General features: G+C 72.3%; 22 protein-coding genes. 6 read left to right on the forward strand and 16 right to left on the reverse strand.

The window, feature by feature from the left end; translation table 11 throughout:
- Nucleotides 1-60 precede the first annotated feature (60 nt).
- From ACWCP0_RS35600 to ACWCP0_RS35620, 5 genes are all read right to left on the reverse strand, one after another.
- Entirely contained in the window at nucleotides 61-507 is a 447-nt protein-coding gene (locus tag ACWCP0_RS35600) for an SRPBCC family protein (protein WP_451082885.1), read from the reverse strand.
- Between the two features lie 122 nt (nucleotides 508-629).
- Nucleotides 630-1,868: a cytochrome P450 family protein gene (locus ACWCP0_RS35605; protein ID WP_451082886.1), complete on the reverse strand. Its 1,239-nt coding sequence runs from the start codon at nucleotides 1,866-1,868 to the stop codon at nucleotides 630-632.
- A 45-nt stretch (nucleotides 1,869-1,913) separates the two neighbouring features.
- Nucleotides 1,914-3,905, reverse strand: coding sequence for a GTP-binding protein (locus ACWCP0_RS35610; protein WP_451082887.1), 1,992 nt, complete (start codon nucleotides 3,903-3,905; stop codon nucleotides 1,914-1,916).
- A gap of 232 nt (nucleotides 3,906-4,137) precedes the next feature.
- Nucleotides 4,138-5,010, reverse strand: coding sequence for a class II fructose-bisphosphate aldolase (locus tag ACWCP0_RS35615; RefSeq protein WP_451082888.1), 873 nt, complete (start codon nucleotides 5,008-5,010; stop codon nucleotides 4,138-4,140).
- Nucleotides 5,011-5,013: 3 nt separating this feature from the next.
- Nucleotides 5,014-5,898 (reverse strand): SIS domain-containing protein, encoded by an 885-nt coding sequence (locus ACWCP0_RS35620; RefSeq protein ID WP_451082889.1) that lies wholly within the window; start codon nucleotides 5,896-5,898, stop codon nucleotides 5,014-5,016.
- A 148-nt stretch (nucleotides 5,899-6,046) separates the two neighbouring features.
- Between ACWCP0_RS35620 and ACWCP0_RS35625 the strand changes: the two genes are divergently transcribed.
- Both ACWCP0_RS35625 and ACWCP0_RS35630 read left to right on the forward strand, forming a co-directional pair.
- Nucleotides 6,047-6,826 (forward strand): DeoR/GlpR family DNA-binding transcription regulator, encoded by a 780-nt coding sequence (locus ACWCP0_RS35625; RefSeq protein WP_451082890.1) that lies wholly within the window; start codon nucleotides 6,047-6,049, stop codon nucleotides 6,824-6,826.
- A 91-nt stretch (nucleotides 6,827-6,917) separates the two neighbouring features.
- Entirely contained in the window at nucleotides 6,918-7,280 is a 363-nt protein-coding gene (locus tag ACWCP0_RS35630) for a DUF952 domain-containing protein (RefSeq protein WP_451082891.1), read from the forward strand.
- A 72-nt stretch (nucleotides 7,281-7,352) separates the two neighbouring features.
- Here ACWCP0_RS35630 and ACWCP0_RS35635 read toward each other — a convergent pair whose 3' ends face one another.
- Both ACWCP0_RS35635 and ACWCP0_RS35640 read right to left on the reverse strand, forming a co-directional pair.
- Entirely contained in the window at nucleotides 7,353-8,339 is a 987-nt protein-coding gene (locus ACWCP0_RS35635) for an MASE1 domain-containing protein (protein WP_451082923.1), read from the reverse strand.
- Nucleotides 8,340-8,400: 61 nt separating this feature from the next.
- Complete coding sequence (locus ACWCP0_RS35640) at nucleotides 8,401-9,243, reverse strand: PP2C family protein-serine/threonine phosphatase (protein ID WP_451082892.1); 843 nt, start codon at nucleotides 9,241-9,243, stop codon at nucleotides 8,401-8,403.
- Nucleotides 9,244-9,397: 154 nt separating this feature from the next.
- On the opposite strand from ACWCP0_RS35640, the gene ACWCP0_RS35645 reads away from it, so the two are divergent.
- Complete coding sequence (locus tag ACWCP0_RS35645) at nucleotides 9,398-10,306, forward strand: NAD(P)-dependent oxidoreductase (RefSeq protein ID WP_451082893.1); 909 nt, start codon at nucleotides 9,398-9,400, stop codon at nucleotides 10,304-10,306.
- A 38-nt stretch (nucleotides 10,307-10,344) separates the two neighbouring features.
- On the opposite strand, the gene ACWCP0_RS35650 is transcribed toward ACWCP0_RS35645, so the two are convergent.
- Nucleotides 10,345-11,223 carry a YhjD/YihY/BrkB family envelope integrity protein gene (locus ACWCP0_RS35650; RefSeq protein ID WP_451082894.1) on the reverse strand — a complete coding sequence of 293 codons (879 nt, stop codon included), beginning with the start codon at nucleotides 11,221-11,223 and terminating at the stop codon, nucleotides 10,345-10,347.
- A gap of 173 nt (nucleotides 11,224-11,396) precedes the next feature.
- On the opposite strand from ACWCP0_RS35650, the gene ACWCP0_RS35655 reads away from it, so the two are divergent.
- Nucleotides 11,397-14,195 carry a SpoIIE family protein phosphatase gene (locus ACWCP0_RS35655; RefSeq protein WP_451082895.1) on the forward strand — a complete coding sequence of 933 codons (2,799 nt, stop codon included), beginning with the start codon at nucleotides 11,397-11,399 and terminating at the stop codon, nucleotides 14,193-14,195.
- Between the two features lie 29 nt (nucleotides 14,196-14,224).
- On the opposite strand, the gene ACWCP0_RS35660 is transcribed toward ACWCP0_RS35655, so the two are convergent.
- Nucleotides 14,225-14,476 (reverse strand): DUF6296 family protein, encoded by a 252-nt coding sequence (locus ACWCP0_RS35660; RefSeq protein ID WP_451082896.1) that lies wholly within the window; start codon nucleotides 14,474-14,476, stop codon nucleotides 14,225-14,227.
- A gap of 174 nt (nucleotides 14,477-14,650) precedes the next feature.
- Complete coding sequence (locus ACWCP0_RS35665; protein WP_451082897.1) at nucleotides 14,651-14,947, reverse strand: hypothetical protein; 297 nt, start codon at nucleotides 14,945-14,947, stop codon at nucleotides 14,651-14,653.
- Between the two features lie 158 nt (nucleotides 14,948-15,105).
- On the opposite strand from ACWCP0_RS35665, the gene ACWCP0_RS35670 reads away from it, so the two are divergent.
- Together ACWCP0_RS35670 and ACWCP0_RS35675 are read left to right on the forward strand one after the other, a co-directional pair.
- Complete coding sequence (locus ACWCP0_RS35670) at nucleotides 15,106-15,441, forward strand: YciI family protein (protein ID WP_451082898.1); 336 nt, start codon at nucleotides 15,106-15,108, stop codon at nucleotides 15,439-15,441.
- Nucleotides 15,438-16,718: an RNA polymerase sigma factor gene (locus tag ACWCP0_RS35675; RefSeq protein WP_451082899.1), complete on the forward strand. Its 1,281-nt coding sequence runs from the start codon at nucleotides 15,438-15,440 to the stop codon at nucleotides 16,716-16,718. Before ACWCP0_RS35670 ends, ACWCP0_RS35675 begins: the two co-directional genes overlap by 4 nt.
- 92 nt (nucleotides 16,719-16,810) lie before the next feature.
- Here ACWCP0_RS35675 and hypE read toward each other — a convergent pair whose 3' ends face one another.
- The 6 genes from hypE to ACWCP0_RS35705 are packed head-to-tail and all read right to left on the reverse strand — an operon-like array spanning nucleotide 16,811 to nucleotide 22,923.
- Complete coding sequence (gene hypE, locus ACWCP0_RS35680; protein ID WP_451082924.1) at nucleotides 16,811-17,869, reverse strand: hydrogenase expression/formation protein HypE; 1,059 nt, start codon at nucleotides 17,867-17,869, stop codon at nucleotides 16,811-16,813.
- A 34-nt stretch (nucleotides 17,870-17,903) separates the two neighbouring features.
- The gene (gene hypD, locus ACWCP0_RS35685; protein WP_451082900.1) at nucleotides 17,904-19,028 is read right to left on the reverse strand and encodes a hydrogenase formation protein HypD; all 1,125 of its coding nucleotides are present in this window, start codon (nucleotides 19,026-19,028) and stop codon (nucleotides 17,904-17,906) included.
- Entirely contained in the window at nucleotides 19,025-19,345 is a 321-nt protein-coding gene (locus ACWCP0_RS35690) for a HypC/HybG/HupF family hydrogenase formation chaperone (RefSeq protein WP_451082901.1), read from the reverse strand. The genes hypD and ACWCP0_RS35690 overlap by 4 nt, the downstream gene beginning before the upstream one ends.
- Nucleotides 19,346-19,381: 36 nt before the next feature.
- A complete protein-coding gene (gene hypF, locus ACWCP0_RS35695; protein WP_451082902.1) occupies nucleotides 19,382-21,823 on the reverse strand; it encodes a carbamoyltransferase HypF in 2,442 nt (813 codons plus the stop codon).
- The gene (hypB, locus tag ACWCP0_RS35700; protein ID WP_451082903.1) at nucleotides 21,820-22,515 is read right to left on the reverse strand and encodes a hydrogenase nickel incorporation protein HypB; all 696 of its coding nucleotides are present in this window, start codon (nucleotides 22,513-22,515) and stop codon (nucleotides 21,820-21,822) included. The genes hypF and hypB overlap by 4 nt, the downstream gene beginning before the upstream one ends.
- A gap of 3 nt (nucleotides 22,516-22,518) precedes the next feature.
- Nucleotides 22,519-22,923 (reverse strand): hydrogenase maturation nickel metallochaperone HypA/HybF, encoded by a 405-nt coding sequence (locus ACWCP0_RS35705; protein WP_451082904.1) that lies wholly within the window; start codon nucleotides 22,921-22,923, stop codon nucleotides 22,519-22,521.
- Nucleotides 22,924-22,982: the final 59 nt, after the last annotated feature.

A 22,982-nucleotide genomic window follows, 5' to 3' on the forward strand; every position in this document is an offset into this window, starting at 1 on the left:
AGGCGCAGGGGAAGCGGACACGGGGGAAGAGCCCTCGATTCGGGAGGGCGGGGCCGCGCGTCAGGATGCCTCGACGGCCGCCTTGATGCGGTGCGCGAAGGCGTCCGCGTCCTTGCGCGCGGCGCTCAGGGCGAACCCGACGAGCAGCTTGCCCAGGCCGTGGCCCTCCAGGGTGTTGAACACCCTCAGCCGGGTCCGGCCGGCGTCGACGGCCTCCAGGTCGTAACCACCCTCGGGAGCCGTCACGATGTTCTTCGAGATCTCGGTCCAGCGGATCCTGCGCGGCGACTCGAAGGCACTGATCCGGAACTCCCGGTCCGTCGTCATCCCGGCGTCCTTGACCTTGCTGCGGTAGACGGTCCCGACGGCCGTCGGGCCGTCCGTCGTCTTCGCCATCCTCTGCACCCTCGGGCTGAACTTCGGATCGTTCTCACCGTCGGCGAGGAAGGCGAAGACTTCCTCGACAGGGCGGTCGATCACGACGGTCGCCTCGAACTGTCCAGCCATCGTCTCTCCTTGCTGATCCGCGCCGGTGCCCCGGCATCACTTCAGGGTCGCAGACCCCGGGCCCCGGCGCCCGGGCGAGCCGGCGCCGACCATCGGCTCACTCCGACCGGGTCATGGCCGGCTCACGGGCGTGGCCGCACCGGCAGCTTCTCCACGCTGTTGCCCACGAAGCTGGCGTGACGCGGCAGTTCCGCCTCCGGAACGGCCAGGTCCAGTTCGGGGAAACGGGTGAACAGCCGCTCCAGGGCGATGGTCGCCTCCATCCGGGCCAGCGGGGCGCCCAGGCAGTAGTGCGGGCCGTGGCCGAGCGAGAGGTGACGGGACGCGGTGCCGCGGGTGAGGTCGAAGCGGTCCGCGTCCGGGCCGTGCGCGGCCTTGTCGCGCCCGGCGGCCGAGTATCCGGCGAGCACCGGTGTGCCCCGGGGAATGACGGTTCCGTCGAGGGGGAGGTCCTTCGTCGGATAGCGGAACGGGAAGTAGCTCACCGGGCTGTCCCAGCGCAGGGTCTCCTCGACCACGTCCGCCCAGCTCGCCTTCCCGTCCTGCACGAGGGCGAGCTGCTCGCGGTGGGCGCACAGGGCGCGCACGGCGTTGGTGATCAGGTTCAGGGTGGTCTCGTGCCCGGCGATGATCATCAGCAGCAGGGTGCCGAGCAGCTCGTGGCGGCTGAGCCGGTCACCGTCCTCCTCGCGCGCCGCGATCAGTGCGCTGGTGAGGTCGTCACCCGGATCGGCCGTGCGGGCGGCGGCGACCGCGGAGAGCACCTCGACGAGCTCCTTGTTGGCCGCCATCGCCTCCTCGGGTCCGATGTCGGTGGCGACGACCTTGTGCGACAGCCGGTGCAGCCGGTCCGCGTACCCGGTGTCCACGCCGAGCAGCCCGCAGATCACGCCCATCGGCAGCGGCATGGCGAAGTGCCGCCGCAGATCCGCGGCTCCGCCCGACCCGGCCGCGGCCGCTTCCAGGCCGTCGAGCAGTTCGGCGGTCACCGTCTCGACGCGCGGCCGCAGCTCCTCCACCCGGCGCGCGGTGAAAGCCTTGCTCACCAGCGCCCGCAGCCGCCGGTGGTCGGCGCCGTCGGCCGTCGTCATGCCCTGCACGGTCGCGAAGGTCATCAAGGGCCAGCCGTCGGGAATGTGCCCCTCGCTCAGGGCGGTGAAGTGCTCGGCGCCCTTGGCGACGTCCGGATGGGCGAGGAACTCCCTGAGCGCGTCGTGTCCGAGCACGGCCATGCCCGCCACCTCGCCGGGGAGTACGACCGCGGCCACGGCTCCCCGCGCGAGCAGCCGTGCGTTGTCCGCGTGCGGGCAGCCTCCGGCGGGGTCCATCCGGTGCGGCGTGGTGGGTGAGGTGTCCGACATCGGTCTCCTGTCTCGGCGGAACGGGCCTGCGGACGACGCGTGCTGTCACACCCGCCGTACGACATGCAGCAGGTACTCCTTGCGGTCCAGCGGATTGCGGTCCGTGCGCGGCCTGGTCGGAAGAGCGCCGCTGACCGGTGCGTACCGCTCGAAGGCGCACTCCAGTACGGCTTCACCGCGGGTCAGGCCCGGCAGCCGCTGCTCGAGGCCGTGCACCCGGCCCACCGGAACCTCTCCCTCCAGCACGTACGTCGCTCCGTGGAGCGCCGTGTCCTGCGGAACGGCACGGTGTCGCGCCAGTGCGGAGAGGACCGGTCCGAGCGTGTCCGCGGGGACTTCGAGCCGGAAGCGGTGCAGCGGCTCGTGCACACAGGTGCCGGCCTCGCGCAGCGCGCTCATCAGGACCAGCGGTGTGAGACCGCGGAAGTCGCCGGCAGTGCTGGACATGCTCTTGTCGAAGACGGCATGTGCGTGACTCTGGCGCGCGTAGTAGCCCGAATGCGTCATGGTGACCGTGCAGTCGGGAACCTGCCATCCGTAAACACCCTGCTGCAGGGTCTCCCTGACCGATTCCTCCACCGCCTTGATGAAGGAGTACGGCATCGATCCGAGCTCGACCTCCAGCCGGAACTCCACACCGGCGCCGACCTTCGCGGGTTCGACGCGCAGGCCGACCGTCGCGAGGAAGGGGTTGTCCGGCTTCTGTTCCTTGAACTCGACGGCCGCACCGACACCGGCCGGCCGCTCGACACAGACGGTCGTCGTCTCGCGGAAGGTGACGTCGACACCGAAGTCGTTGGCGAGCGTTGCCTGGATGACTTCCTTCTGCACCTCGCCGTAGAGCGAGACGGACACTTCCTGGCGGATGTCGTCCTGCCGCAGATCGATCAGCGGGTCCTGCTCGGCGAGTTGGGAGAGCGCGGTGTGCAACGCGCCCTTGTCGCACGGGCGGCAGGGCACGACCACCGTCTCCAGCGTCGGCGGCGCGAAATGACGCCGGTCCGCGTCCGAGGCGCGGGGCACGCCGACGGGGTCGCCGACGCGAATGCCGCCGAGCCCCCACAGCTTGCCGATCCGCCCCGCTGTGACCGCCTCGCGGCGGTCGGCCGAGCCGCGGTCGAAGACGCTGATCGCGGTGACCTTGCCCTCGTCGCCGACGCGCAGCGGCAGCCGGTCCCGGGTGCGTACCGTGCCCGAGAACATGCGCACGTACGCGATCTGCTCCCCCGCCGGACCCCGCTCGACCTTGAAGACCGTGCCGGACACGGGACCCTCCGCATCGCCCTCGGCCGCCGGCAGCAGTTCCCTGATGCCGGCGATCAGCGCATCCACGCCCGCGCCCGTCATGGCCGACCCGAAGAACACCGGGTGCACCAGGGCCTGTCGGGTCTGCGCCGCGAGCTCGTCGCGGAGCCTGCGGTACGAGACGGCCGACTCGTCCCGCACGTACGCGGCGAGGAACGCGTCGTCGTGGTCGGCCAGCACATCGGCGAGCCGGGCCGTGAACGCGCTGTCGGCGCCGGTGTACGGCGTGAACCGGGCGTCGGCGGTGCCGAGTCCGCCGGCCGCTCCCATCGCGACGATCGCCGGGTCCAGTCCCGTGGACACGCTCCGCAGCACGTCCACGTACTGCGCCCCACCGCGATCGATCTTGTTCACGAACACCAGCGTCGGAATGCCGAGGCGCCGCAGCGTACGCATCAGCACGCGCGTCTGTGCCTGCACGCCCTCCACGGCCGACACGACCAGGACGGCGCCGTCGAGCACGCTCAGCACCCGCTCGACCTCGGCGATGAAGTCGGGGTGTCCGGGGGTGTCGATGAGGTTGACCGTGATGTCGTCGATGGCGAAGGAGACGACGGCGGACTTGATCGTGATGCCGCGCTGCCGCTCCAGCTCCAGTGAATCGGTCTGGGTACTACCGTCGTCGACGCTGCCGATCTCGACGATGACACCGGCGGCGTGCAGCAGCCGCTCGGTCAGGCTCGTCTTACCGGCGTCGACATGCGCCAGAATTCCCAGGTTCAGTGTGCGCACTGCGTGTCATGTCCTTCGAATTGGCGGAAATTCCCTTCGCGTTGGACATGAACGCAGTGCGCATTACCCGCTCCTTGGTCTGTTGCCGGGTCCCGGCTGGTGTCGGCAGTGCAGCAGACGCCCCGCGGGACGGGCAACCGAATTTCCGCCGACGGTCACCCGGTCGGCGGACACCGGAGTCACCGGGCCCGAGTCCTCCCGTCACCGGAGTCACCGGGCCCGTAGGCCTCCGTCACCGGGCGACCGGCTCCCCCGCTCCCCGCAGCACCCCGATCAGCTCGGTCACCGTCTCGGCCATCGCCCGCCTGCCGACGGACAGATACTTCCGGGAGTCCACCGCGTCGGCATGGGCCGCCAGATACTCACGGATGGCCGCCGTCATCGCGATGTTCAGCGCGGTCCCGATGTTGACCTTCGCTATTCCGCCGGACACGGCGGCCGACAGCTCCCCGTCCGGGACGCCCGAGGAACCGTGCAGCACCAGCGGCACGCCGATCGCCCCGTCGAGCCGGCCCAGCAACTCGTGGTCGAGGGAGGCCGTGCGGGAGGTCATCGCATGGGAGCTGCCGATCGCGACGGCCAGTGCGTCCACACCGGACGCCTCGACGAAGGCCCGCGCCTCGTCCGGGTCGGTGCGGGCCCCCGGCGCGTGGGCGTCCAGCGGCGCCGCACCGTTCTTGCCGCCGACCTCGCCCAGCTCGGCCTCGACCCAGAGACCGTTGGTGTGCGCCCAGTCGGCCGCGGCGCGGGTCGCCGCGAGGTTCTCCTCGTACGGCAGGTGCGACGCGTCGTACATCACCGAGCTGAACCCGGCGTCCGCGGCCTGGCGCAGCAGGTTCCCGCTCTTGACGTGGTCGAGGTGGAGCGCGACGGGTACGGCGGCCTCGCGGGCCGCCTCGACCGCGGCCCTGGCGAGCGGACGGAGCCGTCCGTAGCGGTACTTCACCGCGTTCTCGCTGATCTGCAGGATGACCGGGGAGGCCGCGGACTCCGCCCCCGCGACGACGGCCTCGGCGTGCTCGAGCGTGATGATGTTGAACGCGGCCACGGCGCGGCACTCCGCGGCGGCCTCGGCGACCAGCGTTCCGGTTTCGGCGAGCGGCATCGGTCAGTCTCCGGCGAGGATGACTGAGCGGGTGAGGTGGCGCGGGCGGTCCGGGTCGAGGCCGCGTGCGACGGCGACGGCGACGGCGAGGCGCTGGGCCCGTACGAGCTCGGCCAGCGGGTCGAGGCCGCCCGCCACCCACATACCGCCGGTGCCGTGCACCTCGTCGGCCAGCCCCGACGGCGCGTCACCGATCATCCACGTCGCCGTGCCGCGGGTGGTGACGCTGATGGGGCCGTGCCGGTACTCCATCGCCGGGTACGCCTCGGCCCAGGACGCCGATGCCTCCCGCACCTTGAGCGCCGCCTCGCTGGCGAGGCCGACGGTCCAGCCGCGGCCGAGGAAGGTGAACTGCTTGCAGCCGGTGAGCCAGTCGGGCAGGGGCTCGGCGAGCGCGTCCCTGGCGTCGTCCACGGCGGCTTCGGTGTGCAGTCCGGTGTGCGCGCGCAGCAGCGTGAGGACCGACGTGGCGAAGCGCGTCTGGACCACGGACTTCTCGTCGGCGAAGTCGAGGACGACGACATCGTCGGCGGCGGACATCACGGGCGTCGCCGGGTCGGCGGTGAGGGCGGTGGTGCGGGTCCGTCCGCGCAGCCGGCCGAGGAGTTCGAGCACCTCGGTGGTGGTGCCGGAGCGGGTCAGGGCGACCACCCGGTCGTAGTGGCGGCCCTCGGGGAACTCGGAGGCCGCGAAGGCGTCCGACTCGCCCTGGCCCGCACCCTCGCGCAGCGCGGCCGCCGCCTGGCTCATGAACAGCGAGGTCCCGCAGCCGACGAACGCCACCCGTTCACCCGCCGCCGGGAGTATCCCCGCCCGGCTCGCCGCCAGTTCCGCGGCCCGCTCCCAGCAGTGCGGCTGGCTCGCCAGCTCTTCCGCCACATGACTCATGCCCCTGCTCCACCTTTCGAGTGCGACGCCCCACGAGCGCTGCGTGCATATTCTTGCAAGATAGCGCGAGCTTTCAATCATCTTCAAGCATTCGCGCAGAGTGGCGTGCGCTAAGGTCACGTCGACCATTCGAGGAACGGAGCTGTTGATGTCCCGCGACGCCCGCTGGAAAACACTGCTGGAACTACTGGTCGAGCAGGGGCGGCTGGACGTCGAGGAGGCCGCGGCTGCACTGGACGTCTCGGCCGCGACGATCCGGCGTGACTTCGACCAGCTCGCCGAGCAGCAGATGCTCGTACGCACCCGCGGAGGCGCGGTCGTCCACGGGGTCTCGTACGAACTCCCCCTGCGCTACAAGACGTCCCGGCGCGCGGCGGAGAAGCAGCGCATCAGCGCGGCGGTCGCCGGGCTCATCTCCCACGGCGAAGCGGTCGGCTTCACGGGCGGCACCACGACCACGGAGGTCGCCAGGGCGCTGGCCGCGCGACCCGACCTGGCCACGGGCTCGCCCGCGCTCACGATCGTCACCAACGCCCTCAACATCGCCAACGAGCTGGCGATCCGGCCGCAGTTCAAGATTGTCGTGACGGGCGGGGTGGCGCGCCCGCAGTCGTACGAGCTCATCGGCCCGCTCGCCGACGGAGTGCTCAGCCAGATCACCATGGATGTCGCCGTGCTGGGCGTGGACGCCTTCGACGTGGTCCACGGTGCGGCGGCGCACGACGAGGACGAGGCCGCGATCAACCGGCTGCTCTGCGAGCGCGCCCAGCGGGTCGTGGTCGCCGCCGACTCGACGAAACTGGCGGCCCGTGCCTTCGCCCGTATCTGCGGCACGGACCAGGTGGACACACTGGTGACGGACGCGGCCGTCTCCGACGAGACGGTCGCGCGCTTCGAGGAGGCCGGCGTGGCCGTGGTCCGGGCCTGACGAGCGCACGACGGGACCCGACGGCCGGCCCGCCCCGGGCCGGCGGGGCTCCCGCGGGCCGCCCCGGTCCGATGCGGGCTATAACTGAACAGTGATCATCCATGTGGCCCCGCTCGACGACTGGCTCGCCATCCCCGAACGGCCGTACGCACCGAAGTCCTTCGTCGCCGAGGGTTTCGTCCACTGCTCCCCCGACGAGCCGACGACGCTCGCCGTCGTCAGCGCGTACCACCGCGAAACCCCCGGCCCGCTGATGGCCCTGCTCATCGACGAGTCCAAGCTCCGCTGTCCCGTCCGCCTGGAGCCGGCCGGCTCCTCCCCACCGCCGGGCGTCGCCCCGGGCACGCTCTTCCCGCACGTGTACGGGCCGATCGACCGGGAAGCGGTCGAAGGGCTGCTGGAGATCCAGCGGGACGAGGAGGGGCGCGGGGTGGGCTTCGCACCCTGGGCCTGACGAGCGCAAGGCGACGGGGGCACAAGGGCAGGCAGGACCGGAGCGGGACCGCGGTCACGCCGGGGCGGGAGCTCAGCGGCGGGAGTCGTCCGGCGGCCATCTGCGGACCGCCGTGCCCGGCGAGAGCCGGTCGACCACCTCGGCCAGCTCGGCACAGGCCAGCTCGATCTTGCGGCGGACGGTGTACTGCTCGGTCACGATCGCCGACAGCAGCAGGCCGGTGAGCGCCGCGGACGCGTTGAGCGCCTGGAGAGTGCCCATGACCTCGAGGAGGCTGTGCCCGGCGAAGGGCCCCGCCCGGTCCGTCGCCGCCGAGATGGCCAGCACGGACACGACCAGGACGCACGGGGCGGCGCCGGGGAGCTGGAAGCGCAGCGCAGCCCAGATCAGCAGCGGGAAGACGAGGAAGAGCACGGCGAGGGAGCTCGTGGTGGTCACGAACGTGACGGCGGCGACGCTGAGCAGGAGGAGCACGGCCTCCGCGCAGCGGGCGGGACGGAGGGCCAAGGGCCACCGCACCTTCCGGGCCACCAGCAGCAGCGGCGTGACCACGAGGACCCCCATGGCGTCGCCCGCCCACCACGCCGACCAGATCGGCCAGAAGCTGCCCGGTGCGAGCATGCCCGCGAGCACCAGAGCGCCGGTCCCGATGGTCGCACTGATCAGCATCCCGGCGAAGGCGCCCAGGAACACGAGCGCCAGCCCGTCCTTGAGCCGGTCGAGTTCCTCGCGGAAGCCCGCCCTGCGCAGCATCAGGTAGGCACAGACCGGGGCGAGGCAGTTCCCTGCGAGGACGCCGATGGCGAAGGATCTGATGGGGCCGAGAGCCAGGATGAGGAGGAAGGTGCCGAGGGCGATCCCCGGCCAGATCCGCAGCCCGAACCAGATCAGGGCGGCCAGAGCGATACCGGTGGGCGGCCAGAGCGGAGTGACCACCGCGCCCTCGACGACCACCTGCAGCGTCAGCCCCAGGCGCCCCGCCACGTAGTAGGCGGCGGCGACGGAGAGCATGAGCAGGACGACTGCCCCGGTGTGCCGGAGTTCCCTGGTGCGGACCACACCTGCCATCACACAACGTCCCCCGCCGGGCCGCCTGCCGAGACACTCTCCGGGCGTGACGTCAGCCGATGGCGTCGGGTCGGGAGGCCTCGTGGCACAGGACGAGGACGGCGGCGTCGTCCGTGTGGTCGGTGAACTCGGCCGCCGTCATCACCGCGGCGGCCAGCTCGTCGGCGCCGGCCCCGGCGCCCGTACCGGCACCGACCAGGCCGGTCACCCGCTCGAGCCCCGTGTCGATCGGGACGGTCGGGCCTTCGATCACCCCGTCAGTGACGAGGACGAACGCCCCCGCCTGCGTCAGCCTGCGTCTGGTCACCGGGTAGCCCTCGCCCGGCTGGATGCCCAGCGGCAGCCCTCCGTCGTCCTGAGTGGCGCCGCAGCAGCCGTCGGCCGTGGCCCAGACGGCGGGGACATGTCCGGCCCGGGCACTCTCGAGGACCCAGGTCGCCGGATCGAAGCGGACGAAGGTGCAGGTCGCGAAGAGCTCGCGAGCCACGGATATGAGCAGGTCGTTGGCCCGGCTCAGCACTTCGCCGGGGTCGGTCGACGCCGTGGCGACCGCGCGCAGCCCGATACGGATCTGCCCCATGAAGGCGGCCGCCTCGACGTCGTGTCCCTGGACGTCCCCTATGGAGAACCCGAGCGAGCCGTCGGGCATGACGAAGCCGTCGAACCAGTCGCCGCCGATGTCGAGTCCGTCGCGCGCGGGCGTGTACCGCGCCGCAGTCCGCAGTCCCGGCAGCGACGGCAGGGCCGCGGGGAGCATGTCCCGCTGCAGCGCCTCGGCCAGGTCCACACGGGCCCTCTGCAGCTCCGCGCTCTCCCGCGCCTGTGCGGTGAGACGCCCGAGCGTTATCAGGAGGTCGTCCGCGCTCGCCGACCTCGGTGGACGACGCCGCGTCATTGACCGCTCCGATGTACATCCGTTTCGCGCCAGCCGGAACCCGACGTTCATCATACTTCCGGGTCCTGGAAGCCGCTTGACGAGGCGGCGCACGGCGCTCGCCTACGATCTCCTCACCAGCCACGGGCAACAACACAGCCGGGAGGCAGCTCACGTGACCACGCACAGGACCGACAACGCGGAGTCCCGTCCCACCGTGGCGGTGCTCGGTACGGGAATCATGGGGGCGGGGATGGCCAGAAGCCTGCTCCGCGCCGGACTGCCCGTCAGAGCCTGGAACCGTACGCGCGAGAAGGCGGAGGCCCTGGTGGCCGACGGCGCCTACTGCGCGGACTCGCCGGCCGACGCGGTCACCGGCGCGCATGTGGTGGTGACCGTGCTGAACGACGGGCCGCGCGTGCTGGGCGCGATGCGCGAGGCGGCCGGTGGCCTCGCCCCTGGCACGGTGTGGGCCCAGACCGCCACGGTCGGCGAGACCGCCACGGCGGAACTGGCCGCATTCGCCCGGGAACACGCCCTCACCTTCGTCGACTCACCGGTCCTCGGGTCCCGGCAGCCTGCCGAATCGGGCGAACTTCTCGTCCTGGCCGCGGGGCCGCCGAAGGCCCGTGCCGTCCTCGCCCCCGTCTTCGACGCGATGGGCCGCCACACCACCTGGGTGGGCGAGGACGCCGACTCGGCGGCGGCGAGCCGCCTCAAGCTGGTCCTCAACAACTGGGTCACCGCGCTCACGCACGCCACCGCCGAAACCCTCGCGCTGGCCCGGGGCCTCGGCGTCGATCCCCAGGCGTTCCTCGACTCCGTCTCCGGCGGCGCCCTGGACAACGGCTATCTCCGCGCCAAGGCAGCGGTGATCCTCAGCGGTGACTACGCCCCCTCCTTCACCGTCACCAACGCCCTCAAGGACACGCGGCTCATCACCGAAGCGGCCGAACGCGCCGGCGTCCGCATGGACGTCGCCCGGGCCGGCCTCGCCCGCTTCGAACGCGCCGAGCGCTCCGGCCACGGCGACGACGACATGGCCGCCACCTACCTGGCCTCCTTCGACGGCCCGGACGCCTGAGCGGGCCCGTGCCGGCGCGTTCGGCCAACTGGCCCCGTTCACCTACCCGGTGACCGCATGTGTCCTTCCTTGACGAGCCTGCGCGCCACGCGGTCCTCGTGGAACAGCCGCCCCACCAGTGCGCTGCCGTAGACGACGAAGCCCACACCGACCAGCCAGGACTGCAGGACCAGCACGGTCCCGAAGTGCCCGTACGTCACCGCGTTCGCCGCGATCAGCGGCGAGAAGACGAACTGCGAGAAGATCCGCAGCCCGAGCAGCCCCAGCGCGGTCGTCACGGCACCGGGCGCCAGGGCCCGCCAGCGGATGCGGCCGCACAGCAGGAGCCACTGCGACCACCAGAAGAAGAGGAAGGTCCCGAACAGGTCCGCACCGGCGACGAGCGTCGTCGTCAGGGCGGACGCGTTCGCCGGGGCCGGTGTGGCGACGAACACCAGCAGTGCGGCAATGAGCACGCCCAGCCAGACGACGTGCCGCCACATGGTGTGCCAACGCGCCGTCGGCAGGGCCCAGGCCCGCTCGTACCCTGTCTGCACGGCGGAGCCGAAGGTCACCCCGAACGCGGCCAGCGCGGCGAGACCGAGCGCGGTGGTGCGCTGCAGGGCCTGCCCCGGCTTGCCGAACAGCTGCTCGACCTGCTCCTGCGACACCTGCGACACGCCGAGGCCCTGCACAAGCCACTTGGCGAATCCCTGGCCGCTCGCGAGGTCGGCCGCCGCGACGACGACCAACAGCGGCACGAGGGTGAGGAAGCTGAGCGCCGCGAAGCCCATGGCGCGGTGCATCAACTCCATCTCGCGCCCCCGGCTCCACGCGAGGCCGACCACGGACGTCAGCACCCACCGGTGGAGCCGCGGGAACCAGCGGCCGTGGTGCGCCGCGGCGTCGTCGCCCGGCGCACCGAATCTGAAGGGCATGTGCGCTCGCCTACCCGCCCGGGTGCCATGACCCCTCCCGCACGCCGCCGAACGGGTGTCTCCGGCCCGCCCGGTCCCGCGGGAAAGCGGGGAGGTGACGGCCGCCGGCTCCTCGCCGCACCGTCCGCGTCGTGCAGTCGCCCCGGAGGGCGGCCCGGTGTTAGAACTGGGACATGATCGGACGTTCCCGCCGGTCTCGGCTGACGGCGGTCAGGCCGCTCAGCCGCCGGGGGGCACGCGATCAGCGCGAACGCCCGGCGGACCGACAGCGACGTCCGCATTCACGACTTCCGCATGCACTCGGCGTGCAGAGCCTCGCCACCCAGGTCTTCCTCCTCCAGGCGATCGTGGTGATCCTCGTCGTGATCGCCGCGTCGGCCGCCCTGGTCCTGCAGGCGCGCAACGACAGCCTGGAGGACGCGGAGAACCGCTCACTCGCCGCCGCCGAGACCTTCGCGCACGCGCCCGGTACGGCGCCGGCGCTCAAGTCCCCGAACCCGAGCGCGATCCTGCAACCCGCCGCCGACGAGGCCCAACGCGGGGCGGGCGTCGACTTCATCTCCGTGCTGAGCCTCGACGGGGTCCGCCACACGGACCCTGAGGCGCCGCTGGTCGGCGAGCGCGTCGAGGGGGACATCTCCCGGGCCGTCGCGGGCGAGGCGTTCACCGAAACCTTCGAGGGCGCGCCGCGCGACGCGGTCCGGGCCGTGGTTCCGGTCACCGATGCCGAAAGACGGGTCGTCGGCCTGGTCACCGCGGGGATACAGGTCGCGAACATCGGCGAACTCCTCGACCGGCAGATGCCGGGCATGCTGGCGTCCGCGGCCGGTGCCCTGGCGCTCGCCACCGGGGGTGCGGCGCTCGTCAGCCGGCGGCTGCGGCGGCAGACGCACGGCCTCGGCCCCGCGGAGATGACCCGCATGTACGAGCATCACGACGCGGTGCTGCACGCCGTGCGCGAGGGTGTGCTGATCGTCGGCGGCGACGGTCGGCTGGTGCTCGCCAACGACGAGGCGCGACGGCTCCTGGATCTGCCGCCCGACGCGGACCGGAAGCCCGTGTCCGAGCTGAACCTCGGCGCGGACATGACCCAGTTGCTGGTGTCCGGCGAGGAGGTCTCCGACCAGGTGTTCCTCTCCGGCGACCGGCTGCTCGCCGTCAGCACGCGGCCCACCGCCCCGTACGGAGGCGTCCCGGGCGTGGTCGCGAGCCTTCGCGACACCACCGAACTGCGGGCCCTGTCCGGCCGGGCGGAGATCGCCCGGGAACGTCTGACCCTGCTGTACGAGGCGGGGGTGCGGATCGGCACCACGCTGAACGTACAACGGACGGCCGAGGAGCTCGCCGAGGTGGCCGTCCCCCGGTTCGCCGAGTTCACCACCGTGGAACTGCTCGATCATGTGCTGCGCGGCGAGGAGCCGAACAGCGCGGCCACCGAGATGCGCCGCACGGCGCTGCACGGCATCCGTGACGATCCGCCGCTCCAGCCGGTCGGGGACGTGATCCGGTTCGTCATCCCCGCCACCCCTATGGCCACGGCCATGAACAGCGGCCACGCCGTGCTCGCGCGGGACCTCACCACGCTCCAGGGCTGGCGGAGCCAGGACCCGGACGGGGCACAGCAGGCGCTGGAGTACGGGATCCGCTCGCTGATCACCGTGCCGCTGCAGGCCCGCGGCGTGGTCCTCGGCATGGCCAACTTCTGGCGGACCGAGGTCCAGCCCCGCTTCGACGAGGACGACGCGTCGTTCGCGGAGGAGTTGGCGGCGCGGGCGGCGGTGGCGATCGACAACGCCCGCCGGTTCACCCGGGAGCACGCGATGGCCGTGACCCTGCAGCGCAGTCTGCTCCCCCGTGATCTGCCGCAGCAGGACGCGCTGGAGGTGGCCTGGCGCTACCTTCCCGCGCAGGCCGGTGTGGGGGGCGACTGGTTCGACGTCATTCCGCTGCCCGGGTTCCGGGTGGCCCTGGTGGTGGGCGACGTGGTCGGGCACGGCATGTACGCCGCCGCGACAATGGGGCGGCTGCGTACCGCCGTGCTCAACTTCTCGTCCCTCGACCTGCCTCCGGCCGATCTCCTGGCGCACCTCGACGACCTCGTCATCCGTATCGACGCCGACCAGAGGGCCGAGGACCACGAACGCGCGCCGGTGACCGGCGCCACGTGTCTGTACGCCGTGTACGACTCGGTCAGCGGGCGCTGCACGCTCGCACACGCCGGGCACCCTCCGCCGGCGCTGGTCGATCCGGTCAGGGGGGTGACGTATCCGGAGATGCCGGTGTCGCCGCCGCTCGGCATCGGAGGACACCCCTTCGAGGAGATCGAGGTCGATCTCGCGGAGGGCAGCCGGCTCGTCCTGTTCACGGACGGGCTGATCGAGGACCGCCGCCGGGACATCGACGAGGGGTTCGAGCTGCTGCGGACAGCGATCGCCCCGCCCGGTCTCACTCCGGAGGAGACCTGCCTGGCGGTGACGACCGCGATGCCGCCGAGCCAGTCGAGCGACGACATCGCGCTGCTCGTCGCCCGCACACGGCTGCTCCCGGCGGAGAACGTCGCCGTGTGGGACGTGCCGCTCGATGTCGCGGAGGTCTCCCGGGTGCGCGCCGAGGCCACCCGGAGGCTCGTGGACTGGGGGCTGGAGGAGTCGTCGTTCGTCACCGAGCTCGTGCTGAGCGAGCTGCTGACGAACGCGCTGCGCTACGGCACCGAGCCCGTGCGGGCCCGGCTGCTGAACGGCCGCACGCTCGTCTGCGAGGTGTCCGACGGCAGCAGCACGTCGCCGCATCTGCGCCGGGCCGCCACCACCGACGAGGGCGGGCGGGGACTGTTCCTGGTGGCGCACTTCTCGCAGCGCTGGGGAACCCGGTACGTCACCGGAGGCAAGATCATCTGGGCCGAACTGGCGCCTGCGGGCGAGCTGCCCGAGGAGTCGGCGATGATGATGTTCGACGACGAACTGGCCTGGTGACGCCCGGCAGGCTCAGGCGGCCGGCAGGCTCAGGCGACCGGCCGGGCCTCGACCCCCGACCGGGGCTGCTGGTGGCCGCCGCTGGCGATCATCCGCACTTCGCCGCGGTCGCTGATCTCCGCCTGCACGATGCCCGTGTCGTCGGCGTAGACCGGATGGCCGCCGGGGCCCTTGCGGTCGGTGCGATGCACCACGACGGCATCCTCGCCCTCGCCCTTCGTGGTCGGCTCGCCGTGCGAGAAGACCAGCTCGTACTCCCCGCCTGTGTCGTCCCGGTTCATAACGCCCTCCTCTGGCGTGCAGGCGTACAGCCGTGCATCGCGTCCTGATATAGACCCGAATGACCATTATCAGGGAGTTCACTCCGGACGCGAGCGCCGTGTGATCAACGGACGACCGTGAGCGATCGTTCCAGCACCCGGATGCGGACGCGGATTCCAGCGGATTCACCAGGCTCAGAGCCGCGCGTGCGCGGTGATGACCTCCTCGAACCGGTCGATCGTCTCGGGCGTGACGATGGGCCGGCGCTGGGCGATCGCCGCCGGACGGTCGTCCGTTCCCGCCCGGGGCGTACGCCGCCCGCCCGCGCCGTACCCGGTTCCCTGTGGATCCGGCTCGAACGCGCACGGTGCGGCGATCCTGAGGCCGGGGGTGGCGGTGCGCCGGAAACCTGCGCCACGGTGGACGACCCCGGACCGGGAGTCCGACGTTCCGACGGTGGCCAGGAGCAGCCCGAAGCGGCCGGAAGCCACGCCCGAGCTGCCGCGGCCGCGTCGCCCGAGCGCCGTGGAACACGCACGACCGCTTCGTACAAAAAATCTTCCGAGAAGTGTCGAATCGGGTGCACGTGCGGCGTCGTCGTGGATGAGGCCGCGAAACGCGCGGTGATGCGAGTGCAAGGAGAAGCGCCATGCCCAAGTACGTCCTGTTGACCTACCTGCCCGACGGTGGCGAGCCCACGTCCGAGGAGGTGGGCGCCCGCTGGGGCTCCTACCACAAGGCCATGCTGGACGCCGGGATCCTCGTGGCCAACTCGGGTCTGGCCAAGCCGGAGACGGCCACGACCGTGCGGGTCCGCGACGACAAGACGCAGATCACCGACGGGCCGTTCGCCGAGACGAAGGAGTATCTCGCCGGGTTCTTCGTGATCGACGTGGCCGATCTGGACGAGGCTCTGAAGTGGGCTGCCGAGATGCCGAACAGCAGCTACGGGCCGGTCGAGGTGCGTCCGGCCTGGGGCGCGTGACCACGGGCGACGACCGACGGCGGCGGAGGCCGGGCCAGGACCCGGCCGCCGCCGCCGAGCATGCCTTCCGCGAGGAGCAGGGTGCGGTCCTGGCGACGCTGATCCGTCATGTCGGGGACTTCCAGCTCGCCGAGGACGCGGTCCAGGACGCGTTCGTGTCAGCGGTGGCGACCTGGCCCCGGGAGGGGATTCCCGGCAATCCGGGCGCCTGGATCATGGTGACCGCGCGCCGCAAGGCGATCGACCGGCTGCGGCGCGAGCGTGCCGTCGCCGACCGGGCAGCGCGGCTGGCCGAGCTCGCCCGACTGGACGCCCAGGAGCACCGGCCGGGTGACGAGAACGGCGATGTCACCGACGACCGGCTGCGGCTGATCTTCACCTGCTGCCATCCCGCGCTGGCGCTGCCCGCCCGGGTGGCGCTGACGCTGAAGACGCTCGGGGGCCTGAGCACGGAGGAGATCGCCCGTGCCTTCGTCGTCGGCGAGACCACCATGGCGCAGCGCCTCGTTCGCGCCAAGCGGAAGATCGCCGATGCCGGGATCCCGTATCGCGTACCCGGTGCGGAGGCTCTCCCCGAGCGGCTCACGGGCGTGCTGTCGGTCGTGTACCTGATCTTCAACGAGGGTTATGGGGCGACCGGCGGCGACCGGCTCGTGCGCGGCGAACTGTGCGGCGAGGCGATCCGGCTGGGGAGGCTGCTGTGCGCACTGATGCCCGGCGACGCCGAGGTGCGAGGACTGCCGGCGCTGATGCTGCTGCACGACGCCCGGAGCGCCGCGCGGGTGGACGACGAAGGGCGCTACGTACCGCTCGACGAACAGGACCGCACGCGCTGGGACCTGGCACGGATCATGGAGGGCCTCGACACGCTCGACTCCGCGCTGGCGCTCCGCCGCCCGGGCCCGTACCAGGTGCAGGCCGCCGTGGCCGCGCTGCACGTCCGTGCGCCGAGCGCGGAGGAGACCGACTGGGAGCAGATCGCCGACCTGTACGGGACTCTGACGGTGCTGTCCCCGTCGCCGGTCGTCGAGGTGAACCGCGCGGTGGCGGTCGGCCGGGCCTCCGGTCCGCGTGCCGGTCTCGCGCTGCTCGAACCGCTGCTGGAGGACTCCCGGCTGACGCGCTATCAGCCGTTTCACGCAGCCCGGGCCGACCTGCTGAGGCGCGCCGGCGACACCGGCGCGGCACGGGAGGCCTACGAGCGGGCGATCGAGCTCAGCGCCAACACGGTGGAACGGGCCGAGCTGGAGCGCCGGCTGGCCGAGCTGGACGGGTAGAGCCGCGGCTCCTCCCGCCCGCCGTTCCCCCCGGTCGCCCGCGGGGAACGGCGGGCCGCAGGTGCGGCACGCCCTCTCCTCGATGCGAAGGCTCAGCAGATACGGGGCAGTTGTTCCCCGAGCGGCATATCGACGACGCGCGTGCCGCCGAGTCCGGTGCGCGCGACCACCATGCCGGGATGGTCGGCGACCGCCTCCCCGATCACCGTCGCGTCCCTGCCGAGCGGGTGTGCGCGCATGGCCGCCAGGACCGCGTCGGCGTGCTCGCGGGCGACGAACGCGACGAGCTTGCCCTCGTTCGCGACGTACATCGGGTCCAGGCCCAGGACGGCGCAGGCGTTGGCCACGGCCGGTGGGACCGGGACCGCGCGCTCCTGGACGACGACGCCCGTGCCGGATGCCGCGGCGAGCTCGTTGAGGGCCGCGGCGAGCCCGCCGCGCGTCGGGTCGCGCAGCACGTGGAGCGGACACCCGCCCGCGCGCTCCCCTCCGACCGCGAGCATCGCCTCGACCAGGCCGCCGAGCGCGGCACAGTCGCTCTCGATCTCCACGGCGAACTCCAGGCCCTCACGCACGCTCAGGATCGCCACGCCGTGGACGCCGATCGGGCCGCTCACGATGACGACGTCACCGGGGACGACGCGCCGCGGGCGCAGATCGACGCCCTGCGGGATGAGGCCGATGCCGGAGGTGTTGATGAAGATGCCGTCGCCATGGCCCGCCTCCACGACCTTCGTGTCGCCGGTCGCGACCTCCACTCCCGCGGTACGGGCGGCGGCTCCGAGGGCTTCGGCCACGCGACTGACGACCGCGAGCTCGACCCCCTCCTCGAGGATGAAGCCGCAGGACAGGTACGCGGGCCGGGCCCCGCTCATGGCGAGGTCGTTGACGGTGCCGTTGACCGCGAGGTCGCCGATGCTGCCACCGGGGAAGAACAGTGGCCGCACCACGAACGAGTCGGTGGAGAACGCGAGGCGCACACCGCCGAGTTCGAGTGCCGCGGAGTCGCCGAGACCGGCCAGCGCAGGGCCGCCGAAGGCGGGCGCGAAGACCTCCTCGACGAGTTCGGCGGACATGGCGCCGCCCCCGCCGTGGCCCATCACCACACGCGGCTGGTCCCGCAGCGGGGCGGGACAGGTCCACGCCAGCATGTCCGGCGCAGGCGTGGTCGCGGACTGGGTCGTCTCAGACAACGGGGCTTTCCTCCCGGGCGGCGGCGGCCAGGTCGAGCCGCCGGTAGAGGTAGTAGGCGGCGCAGGCGCCCTCGCTGGAGACCATGGTGGCGCCGAGCGGGGTGCGCGGGGTGCAGGTGGTGCCGAAGACCTCGCACTGGTGGGGCTTCAGCAGTCCTTGCAGGACTTCGCCGCTGCGGCACTCGGCCGGTTCTCGGGTGTCGATGCCGGTCACCGAGAAGCGGTGCTCGGCGTCGTAGCCCCGGTAGCGCGGGGAGAGCCGCCAGCCGCTGCCGGGGATCACCCCGATGCCGCGCCAGGCGCGGTCGGTGACCTCGAAGACGTCGTCCAGCATGGCCTGTGCGGCGAGGTTTCCCTCGGGTCTGACGGCTCGCGGATAGGCGTTCTCCACGGTGTGCTCGCCGTTTTCGAGCTGCCGGACCGTACGGCGCACGCCTTCCAGGATGTCCAGCGGCTCGAATCCGGTCACCACGATGGGAACCTGGTACTTCTCGGCGAGCTGCGGGTACTCGCCGACGCCCATCACACTGCACACGTGCCCGGCGGCGAGGAAGGCCTGGACGCGGCAGCTCGGCGACTGCATGATCGCCTCGATCGCCGGGGGGACCCGCACATGGGAGACCAGCAGGCTGAAGTTGGGGATACCCAGCCTGCGGGCCTGATGGACCGTCATGGCGTTGGGCGGAGCGGTGGTCTCGAAGCCGATGCCGAAGAACACGACCTCGCGGTCCGGGTTCTGCTGCGCGATGCCCAGGGCGTCGAGCGGTGAGTAGACCACCCGTACGTCACCGCCCTCGCTGCGCACCTGGAACAGGTCGCGGCCGGTCCCCGGCACGCGGAGCATGTCGCCGAAGGAGCAGAAGATCACGTCGGGGCGTGAGGCGATCTCCAGGGCCTTGTCGATGACCTCCAGCGGGGTGACGCACACCGGACAGCCGGGACCGTGGATCAACTCGATCCCGTCCGGGAGGAGCTGGTCGATCCCGTGCCGGATGATGGTGTGCGTCTGGCCTCCGCAGACCTCCATCAGCGCCCAGGGCCGGGTCACGGTGGCGCGGATCTCGTCGAGCAGCCGCCGGGCCAGCTCCGGGTCCTGGAACTCGTCGATGTACTTCATCGCCCTGCCTCCCCGGGGACGCTGCCGGCGGCGGGCGGCGGCGGTCCGTCCGCTTCGGCGACCGGCTCCCATGGATCACCGAACTCCTCCTGGAGCATGCCGAGGCTCTCGAACAGCTCCAGCGTCTGCCGGGCCGACTCCTCGTCGAGACGCTGCAGGGCGAACCCCACGTGGACGATGGCGTATTCACCGACCTGGAGGTCGGGCAGATACTCCAGGCACACCTCCTTGACCACTCCGCCGAAGTCGACGGTGGCCATACGTGTGCCGTCCCGGTCCTCGATGGCCAGCACCTTGCCGGGTACCGCCAAGCACATGTGTGTCTCCTCGCTGTCGCGCCGCTGCGCGCTCCGTCATCCGGCGGGCTCGGCCGCCGTACGGGCGGCCACGACGAGCTGGCCGAGAGCCAGCCCTCCGTCGTTCGGGGGGATCCGGTGGTGGCGCAGGACGGTGAAGCCGTCCTCCCGCAGTCCTCGTGCGCAGGCCGAGGAGAGCAGCGCGTTGGCGAACACTCCCCCGGTCAGTGCCACGGTGCCGAGGCCGTGCTGCTCGCGTGCCGTGCCGCAGACGGTACGGACGAGCCGGGCGACCGCCCCGTGGAAGCGCGCCGCGACAAGGGCGGCCGGAGTGCCGGTGCGTACGTCGTCGACGACCGCGGCCAGCACGGGCGCCGGGTCGGCGGCCAGCGCGGCGCGGCCGTCCTGACCGGGCGCACGCAGCGCGAAGGCGTAACGGCGGTCGTCGTCGGCGGCGGCGCTCACCGCCGCGGCTTCGAGTTCGACGGCGGCCTGCGCCTCGTATCCGGCGCGGTGGCAGACGCCCGCGAGGGAGGAGACGGCGTCGAAGAGCCGGCCCATGCTTGAGGTGGGTACGCAGTTGAGGTTGCGCTCCAACTGCCGGTCGAGCAGCGCGAGTTCCCCGGGCATGCAGGCATCGACGCAGGGCAGGCCGGCGGTCAGGTCCAGGCCCGCCGCCCGCAGATGCGCGATGGCCATGCGGTACGGCCGCTCCACGGCCGCGTCGCCGCCCGGGAGCGGTACGTACGCGAGGTGGGCGTAGCGGTCGAAGCCGTCGTAGTCGGCCAGCAGGAACTCCCCGCCCCACACGGCTCCGTCCTCCCCGTATCCGGTGCCGTCGAACGCGACGCCGATCACGGGCCGGCTGCCGTCCAGGCCGTGCTCGGCCATGGTGGACGCGACATGCGCGTGATGGTGCTGGACCTGGACGAGCGGCCGTTCTCGGGCGTGGCGCCGGGCCCACGTGCCCGAGCGGTATCCGGGGTGCCGGTCGGCCGCGAGGAGGCCGGGCCGTACTCCCGTGATCGCCTCCAGCTGCTCCTCGGCCTCCTCGAAGGCGTGTTGCGTGGCGAGGTCGTCCATGTCGCCGACGTGCGCGGACAGCCAGGCCTTGCGGCCGGTCCCGAGACAGAAGGCGTTCTTCAGATCGCCGCCGACGGCGAGGGCGGGCGCCACGGACACGGGCAGCGGGACCGGCAGCGGGGCGTAGCCGCGAGAACGGCGCAGCGTCAGCGCCTCCCCGTCGCACACGCGCACCACCGAGTCGTCGCACGGGACATGGATCGGCCGGTCGTGCTGCAGCCACGCGTCGGCGAGGTGGCCGAGCCGGTCCAGCGCCTCGGTGTCGTCGGTGACGATGGGCTCGCCCGAGCGGTTGCCGCTCGTCATGACGAGGAGTCGGGGCGCAGGTGCCTCGTCGCCGTCGAGCCCGAGCAGCAGATGGTGCAGCGGGGTGTACGGGAGCATGACGCCGAGGTCGGGGCTGCCGGGGGCGACCGCGTCCGCGATCCGGGGGGCGCCCGACGCCGGCGCGGGTACGCTGCGGCGACGCATCAGGACGATGGGCCGGGCGCTGCCGGTGAGCAGCTCGCGCTCCTCGGCGCCGACGTGGACGAGGTGCTGGACGGCGGCGATGTCCCTGGCCATCAGGGCGAACGGCTTGTGACCGCGGGCCTTGCGGCGGCGCAGCAGCGCGACCGCCCCGGAGTTGGTCGCATCGCAGGCGAGGTGGTAGCCGCCGAGCCCCTTGACCGCGAGGATCGCGCCACCTGCCAGGAGTGCGCGGGCCTCGGCGACCGGGTCCGCCGCGCCCGCCGGGCCGCCGAGGCTACGGTCGTTCGGATCGGGCGCGTGCACCTGCCGGGGCCGCAGCCCCGGGGCGGCCGGCGCGATGATCAGCCGCAGCCGGGGCCCGCAGGAGGGGCAGGCGACCGGCTGCGCATGGAAGCGGCGGTCGGCCGGATCGGTGTACTCCCGGGCGCAGTCGGGGCACATCGGGAAGTCGGCCATCGTGGTGTGGTCACGGTCGTAGGGCAGCCCCGTGACGATGGTGAAGCGCGGCCCGCAGTGGGTGCACGTGATGAAGGGATGCCGGTGGCGCCGGTCGGCCGGGTCGGCGAGCTCGGCCAGACAGTCGGCGCAGGTGGCGGTGTCCGGGGAGACGAGTGTGCGGACGGGTCCTTCGGTGACGGAGGGAATGATGACGAAACCCCTGCCGCCGGTCGCGGGGACCTCCTCGTCGTGGACCGACTCCACCATCGCCAGGGACGGGGCGTCCCTGCCGATGCGCGTGCAGAACCGCGCCACGGCCAGCGGCGTGCCTTCGACCTCGGCGACGACCCCGTCCCCGGTGTTGGTCACATGCCCCGTCAGCTCCAGTCCGGTGGCCAGGGAGTACACGAAGGGCCGGAAGCCGACGCCCTGCACCACGCCCCGCACGGTGACCCGGCGGCGCCGAACGGAGGTTGCCGCCGCAGACCCGGGCCGCGGGGAGCTCACGGGCGGGCCTGCGCCATGACCGGCGCATGGACGGGGGTGCCGTCGGCCGCCGCGCGTGCGCGGTCGAGCAGGGCGCCGGCCCCCTGTCCCGCGCGTACGGACGTGAGGATCACGTCCACACCCGGATTGACCTGCTGGACATGGGTGCGGAATGCGGCCTCGTCGAATCCGACGGCGTCGGCGATGTCGGTCTTGGTGACGACCACCAGGTGCGCGAGGCCGAAGGCCGTCGGGTACTTCAGCGGCTTGTCCTCGCCCTCGGTCACCGAGGCGAGGACCACGCGGAGCGACTCACCGAGGTCGTACGAGGCCGGGCAGACGAGGTTGCCCACGTTCTCCACGAACAGCAGCCGCGTGTCCTCGGGCAGCCAGCCGTCCAGATGCCCGGCCAGCATTCCGGCCTCCAGGTGGCACAGCCCGTCGGTGAGCACCTGCTTGACCGGGACGCCGGAGCGGGCCAGGCGCTCGGCGTCGTTCTCGGTCGCGAGATCGGCCGTCAGTGCGGCGACCCGCACACCCCGTTCCCGTGCCAGCAGCAGCTCCGCCTCGAGCAGCGCGGTCTTGCCGCTGCCGGGGCTGGACAGGAGGTTGACCACGGTGGTTCCGCGGGCGGCGAGTTCGGCGCGCAGGGTGTGCGCTGCGGCGTCGTTCTTGGCGAGCACCGCCTGCTGCAGATCCACGACACGGCACATGGGTCAGCTCTCCTCGGAGATCGGTTCGCGATGGGGGCGGACGGATGCGTACGCCGGGTCGTCGTCCCACTCCACGGCGGCGATCCTCAGTTCACGGCCCGAGACCAGCTCGGCGGTCGCCGTGCCGCACGCCGGGCAGCACAGCTGCGGCGGCATCCCGACCGCCCAGACGTCCGCGCACGGCTGGCAGCGGGCCCGGCCGAGGACCGGCTCCGCGATCAGTTCCGCGCCTTCCAGCACGGTGCCGGCGCAGGCGAGTTCGAAGCAGAACGTGAGGGCGTCCGGGACCACTCCCGCCAGTTCACCGACCTGGAGCCGTACGGCCTTGACCGCGGCGGCGCCGCCGGAGCGGCGCGCCGCCTCCTCGACCTGGTCGACGACGGCCAGCGCGATGGACATCTCGTGCATCGGTCTCCGTCCTGCGCGGCGGGCGGGCCCCCAGGGCCATTACAGGGCGGGGCCACGGG

It is taken from the genome of Streptomyces sp. NPDC001970, from assembly GCF_053594115.1.

Coding starts and splice junctions, on each gene's coding strand:
- ACWCP0_RS35600 (WP_451082885.1), bottom strand. CDS start 507: ATGGCTGGACAGTTCGAGGCGACCGTCGTGATCGACCGCCCTGTCGAG.
- ACWCP0_RS35605 (WP_451082886.1), bottom strand. CDS start 1,868: ATGTCGGACACCTCACCCACCACGCCGCACCGGATGGACCCCGCCGGA.
- ACWCP0_RS35615 (WP_451082888.1), bottom strand. CDS start 5,010: ATGCCGCTCGCCGAAACCGGAACGCTGGTCGCCGAGGCCGCCGCGGAG.
- ACWCP0_RS35620 (WP_451082889.1), bottom strand. CDS start 5,898: ATGAGTCATGTGGCGGAAGAGCTGGCGAGCCAGCCGCACTGCTGGGAG.
- ACWCP0_RS35625 (WP_451082890.1), top strand. CDS start 6,047: ATGTCCCGCGACGCCCGCTGGAAAACACTGCTGGAACTACTGGTCGAG.
- ACWCP0_RS35640 (WP_451082892.1), bottom strand. CDS start 9,243: ATGACGCGGCGTCGTCCACCGAGGTCGGCGAGCGCGGACGACCTCCTG.
- ACWCP0_RS35650 (WP_451082894.1), bottom strand. CDS start 11,223: ATGCCCTTCAGATTCGGTGCGCCGGGCGACGACGCCGCGGCGCACCAC.
- ACWCP0_RS35655 (WP_451082895.1), top strand. CDS start 11,397: ATGATCGGACGTTCCCGCCGGTCTCGGCTGACGGCGGTCAGGCCGCTC.
- ACWCP0_RS35660 (WP_451082896.1), bottom strand. CDS start 14,476: ATGAACCGGGACGACACAGGCGGGGAGTACGAGCTGGTCTTCTCGCAC.
- ACWCP0_RS35670 (WP_451082898.1), top strand. CDS start 15,106: ATGCCCAAGTACGTCCTGTTGACCTACCTGCCCGACGGTGGCGAGCCC.
- hypE (WP_451082924.1), bottom strand. CDS start 17,869: ATGCTGGCGTGGACCTGTCCCGCCCCGCTGCGGGACCAGCCGCGTGTG.
- hypD (WP_451082900.1), bottom strand. CDS start 19,028: ATGAAGTACATCGACGAGTTCCAGGACCCGGAGCTGGCCCGGCGGCTG.
- ACWCP0_RS35690 (WP_451082901.1), bottom strand. CDS start 19,345: ATGTGCTTGGCGGTACCCGGCAAGGTGCTGGCCATCGAGGACCGGGAC.
- hypB (WP_451082903.1), bottom strand. CDS start 22,515: ATGTGCCGTGTCGTGGATCTGCAGCAGGCGGTGCTCGCCAAGAACGAC.
- ACWCP0_RS35705 (WP_451082904.1), bottom strand. CDS start 22,923: ATGCACGAGATGTCCATCGCGCTGGCCGTCGTCGACCAGGTCGAGGAG.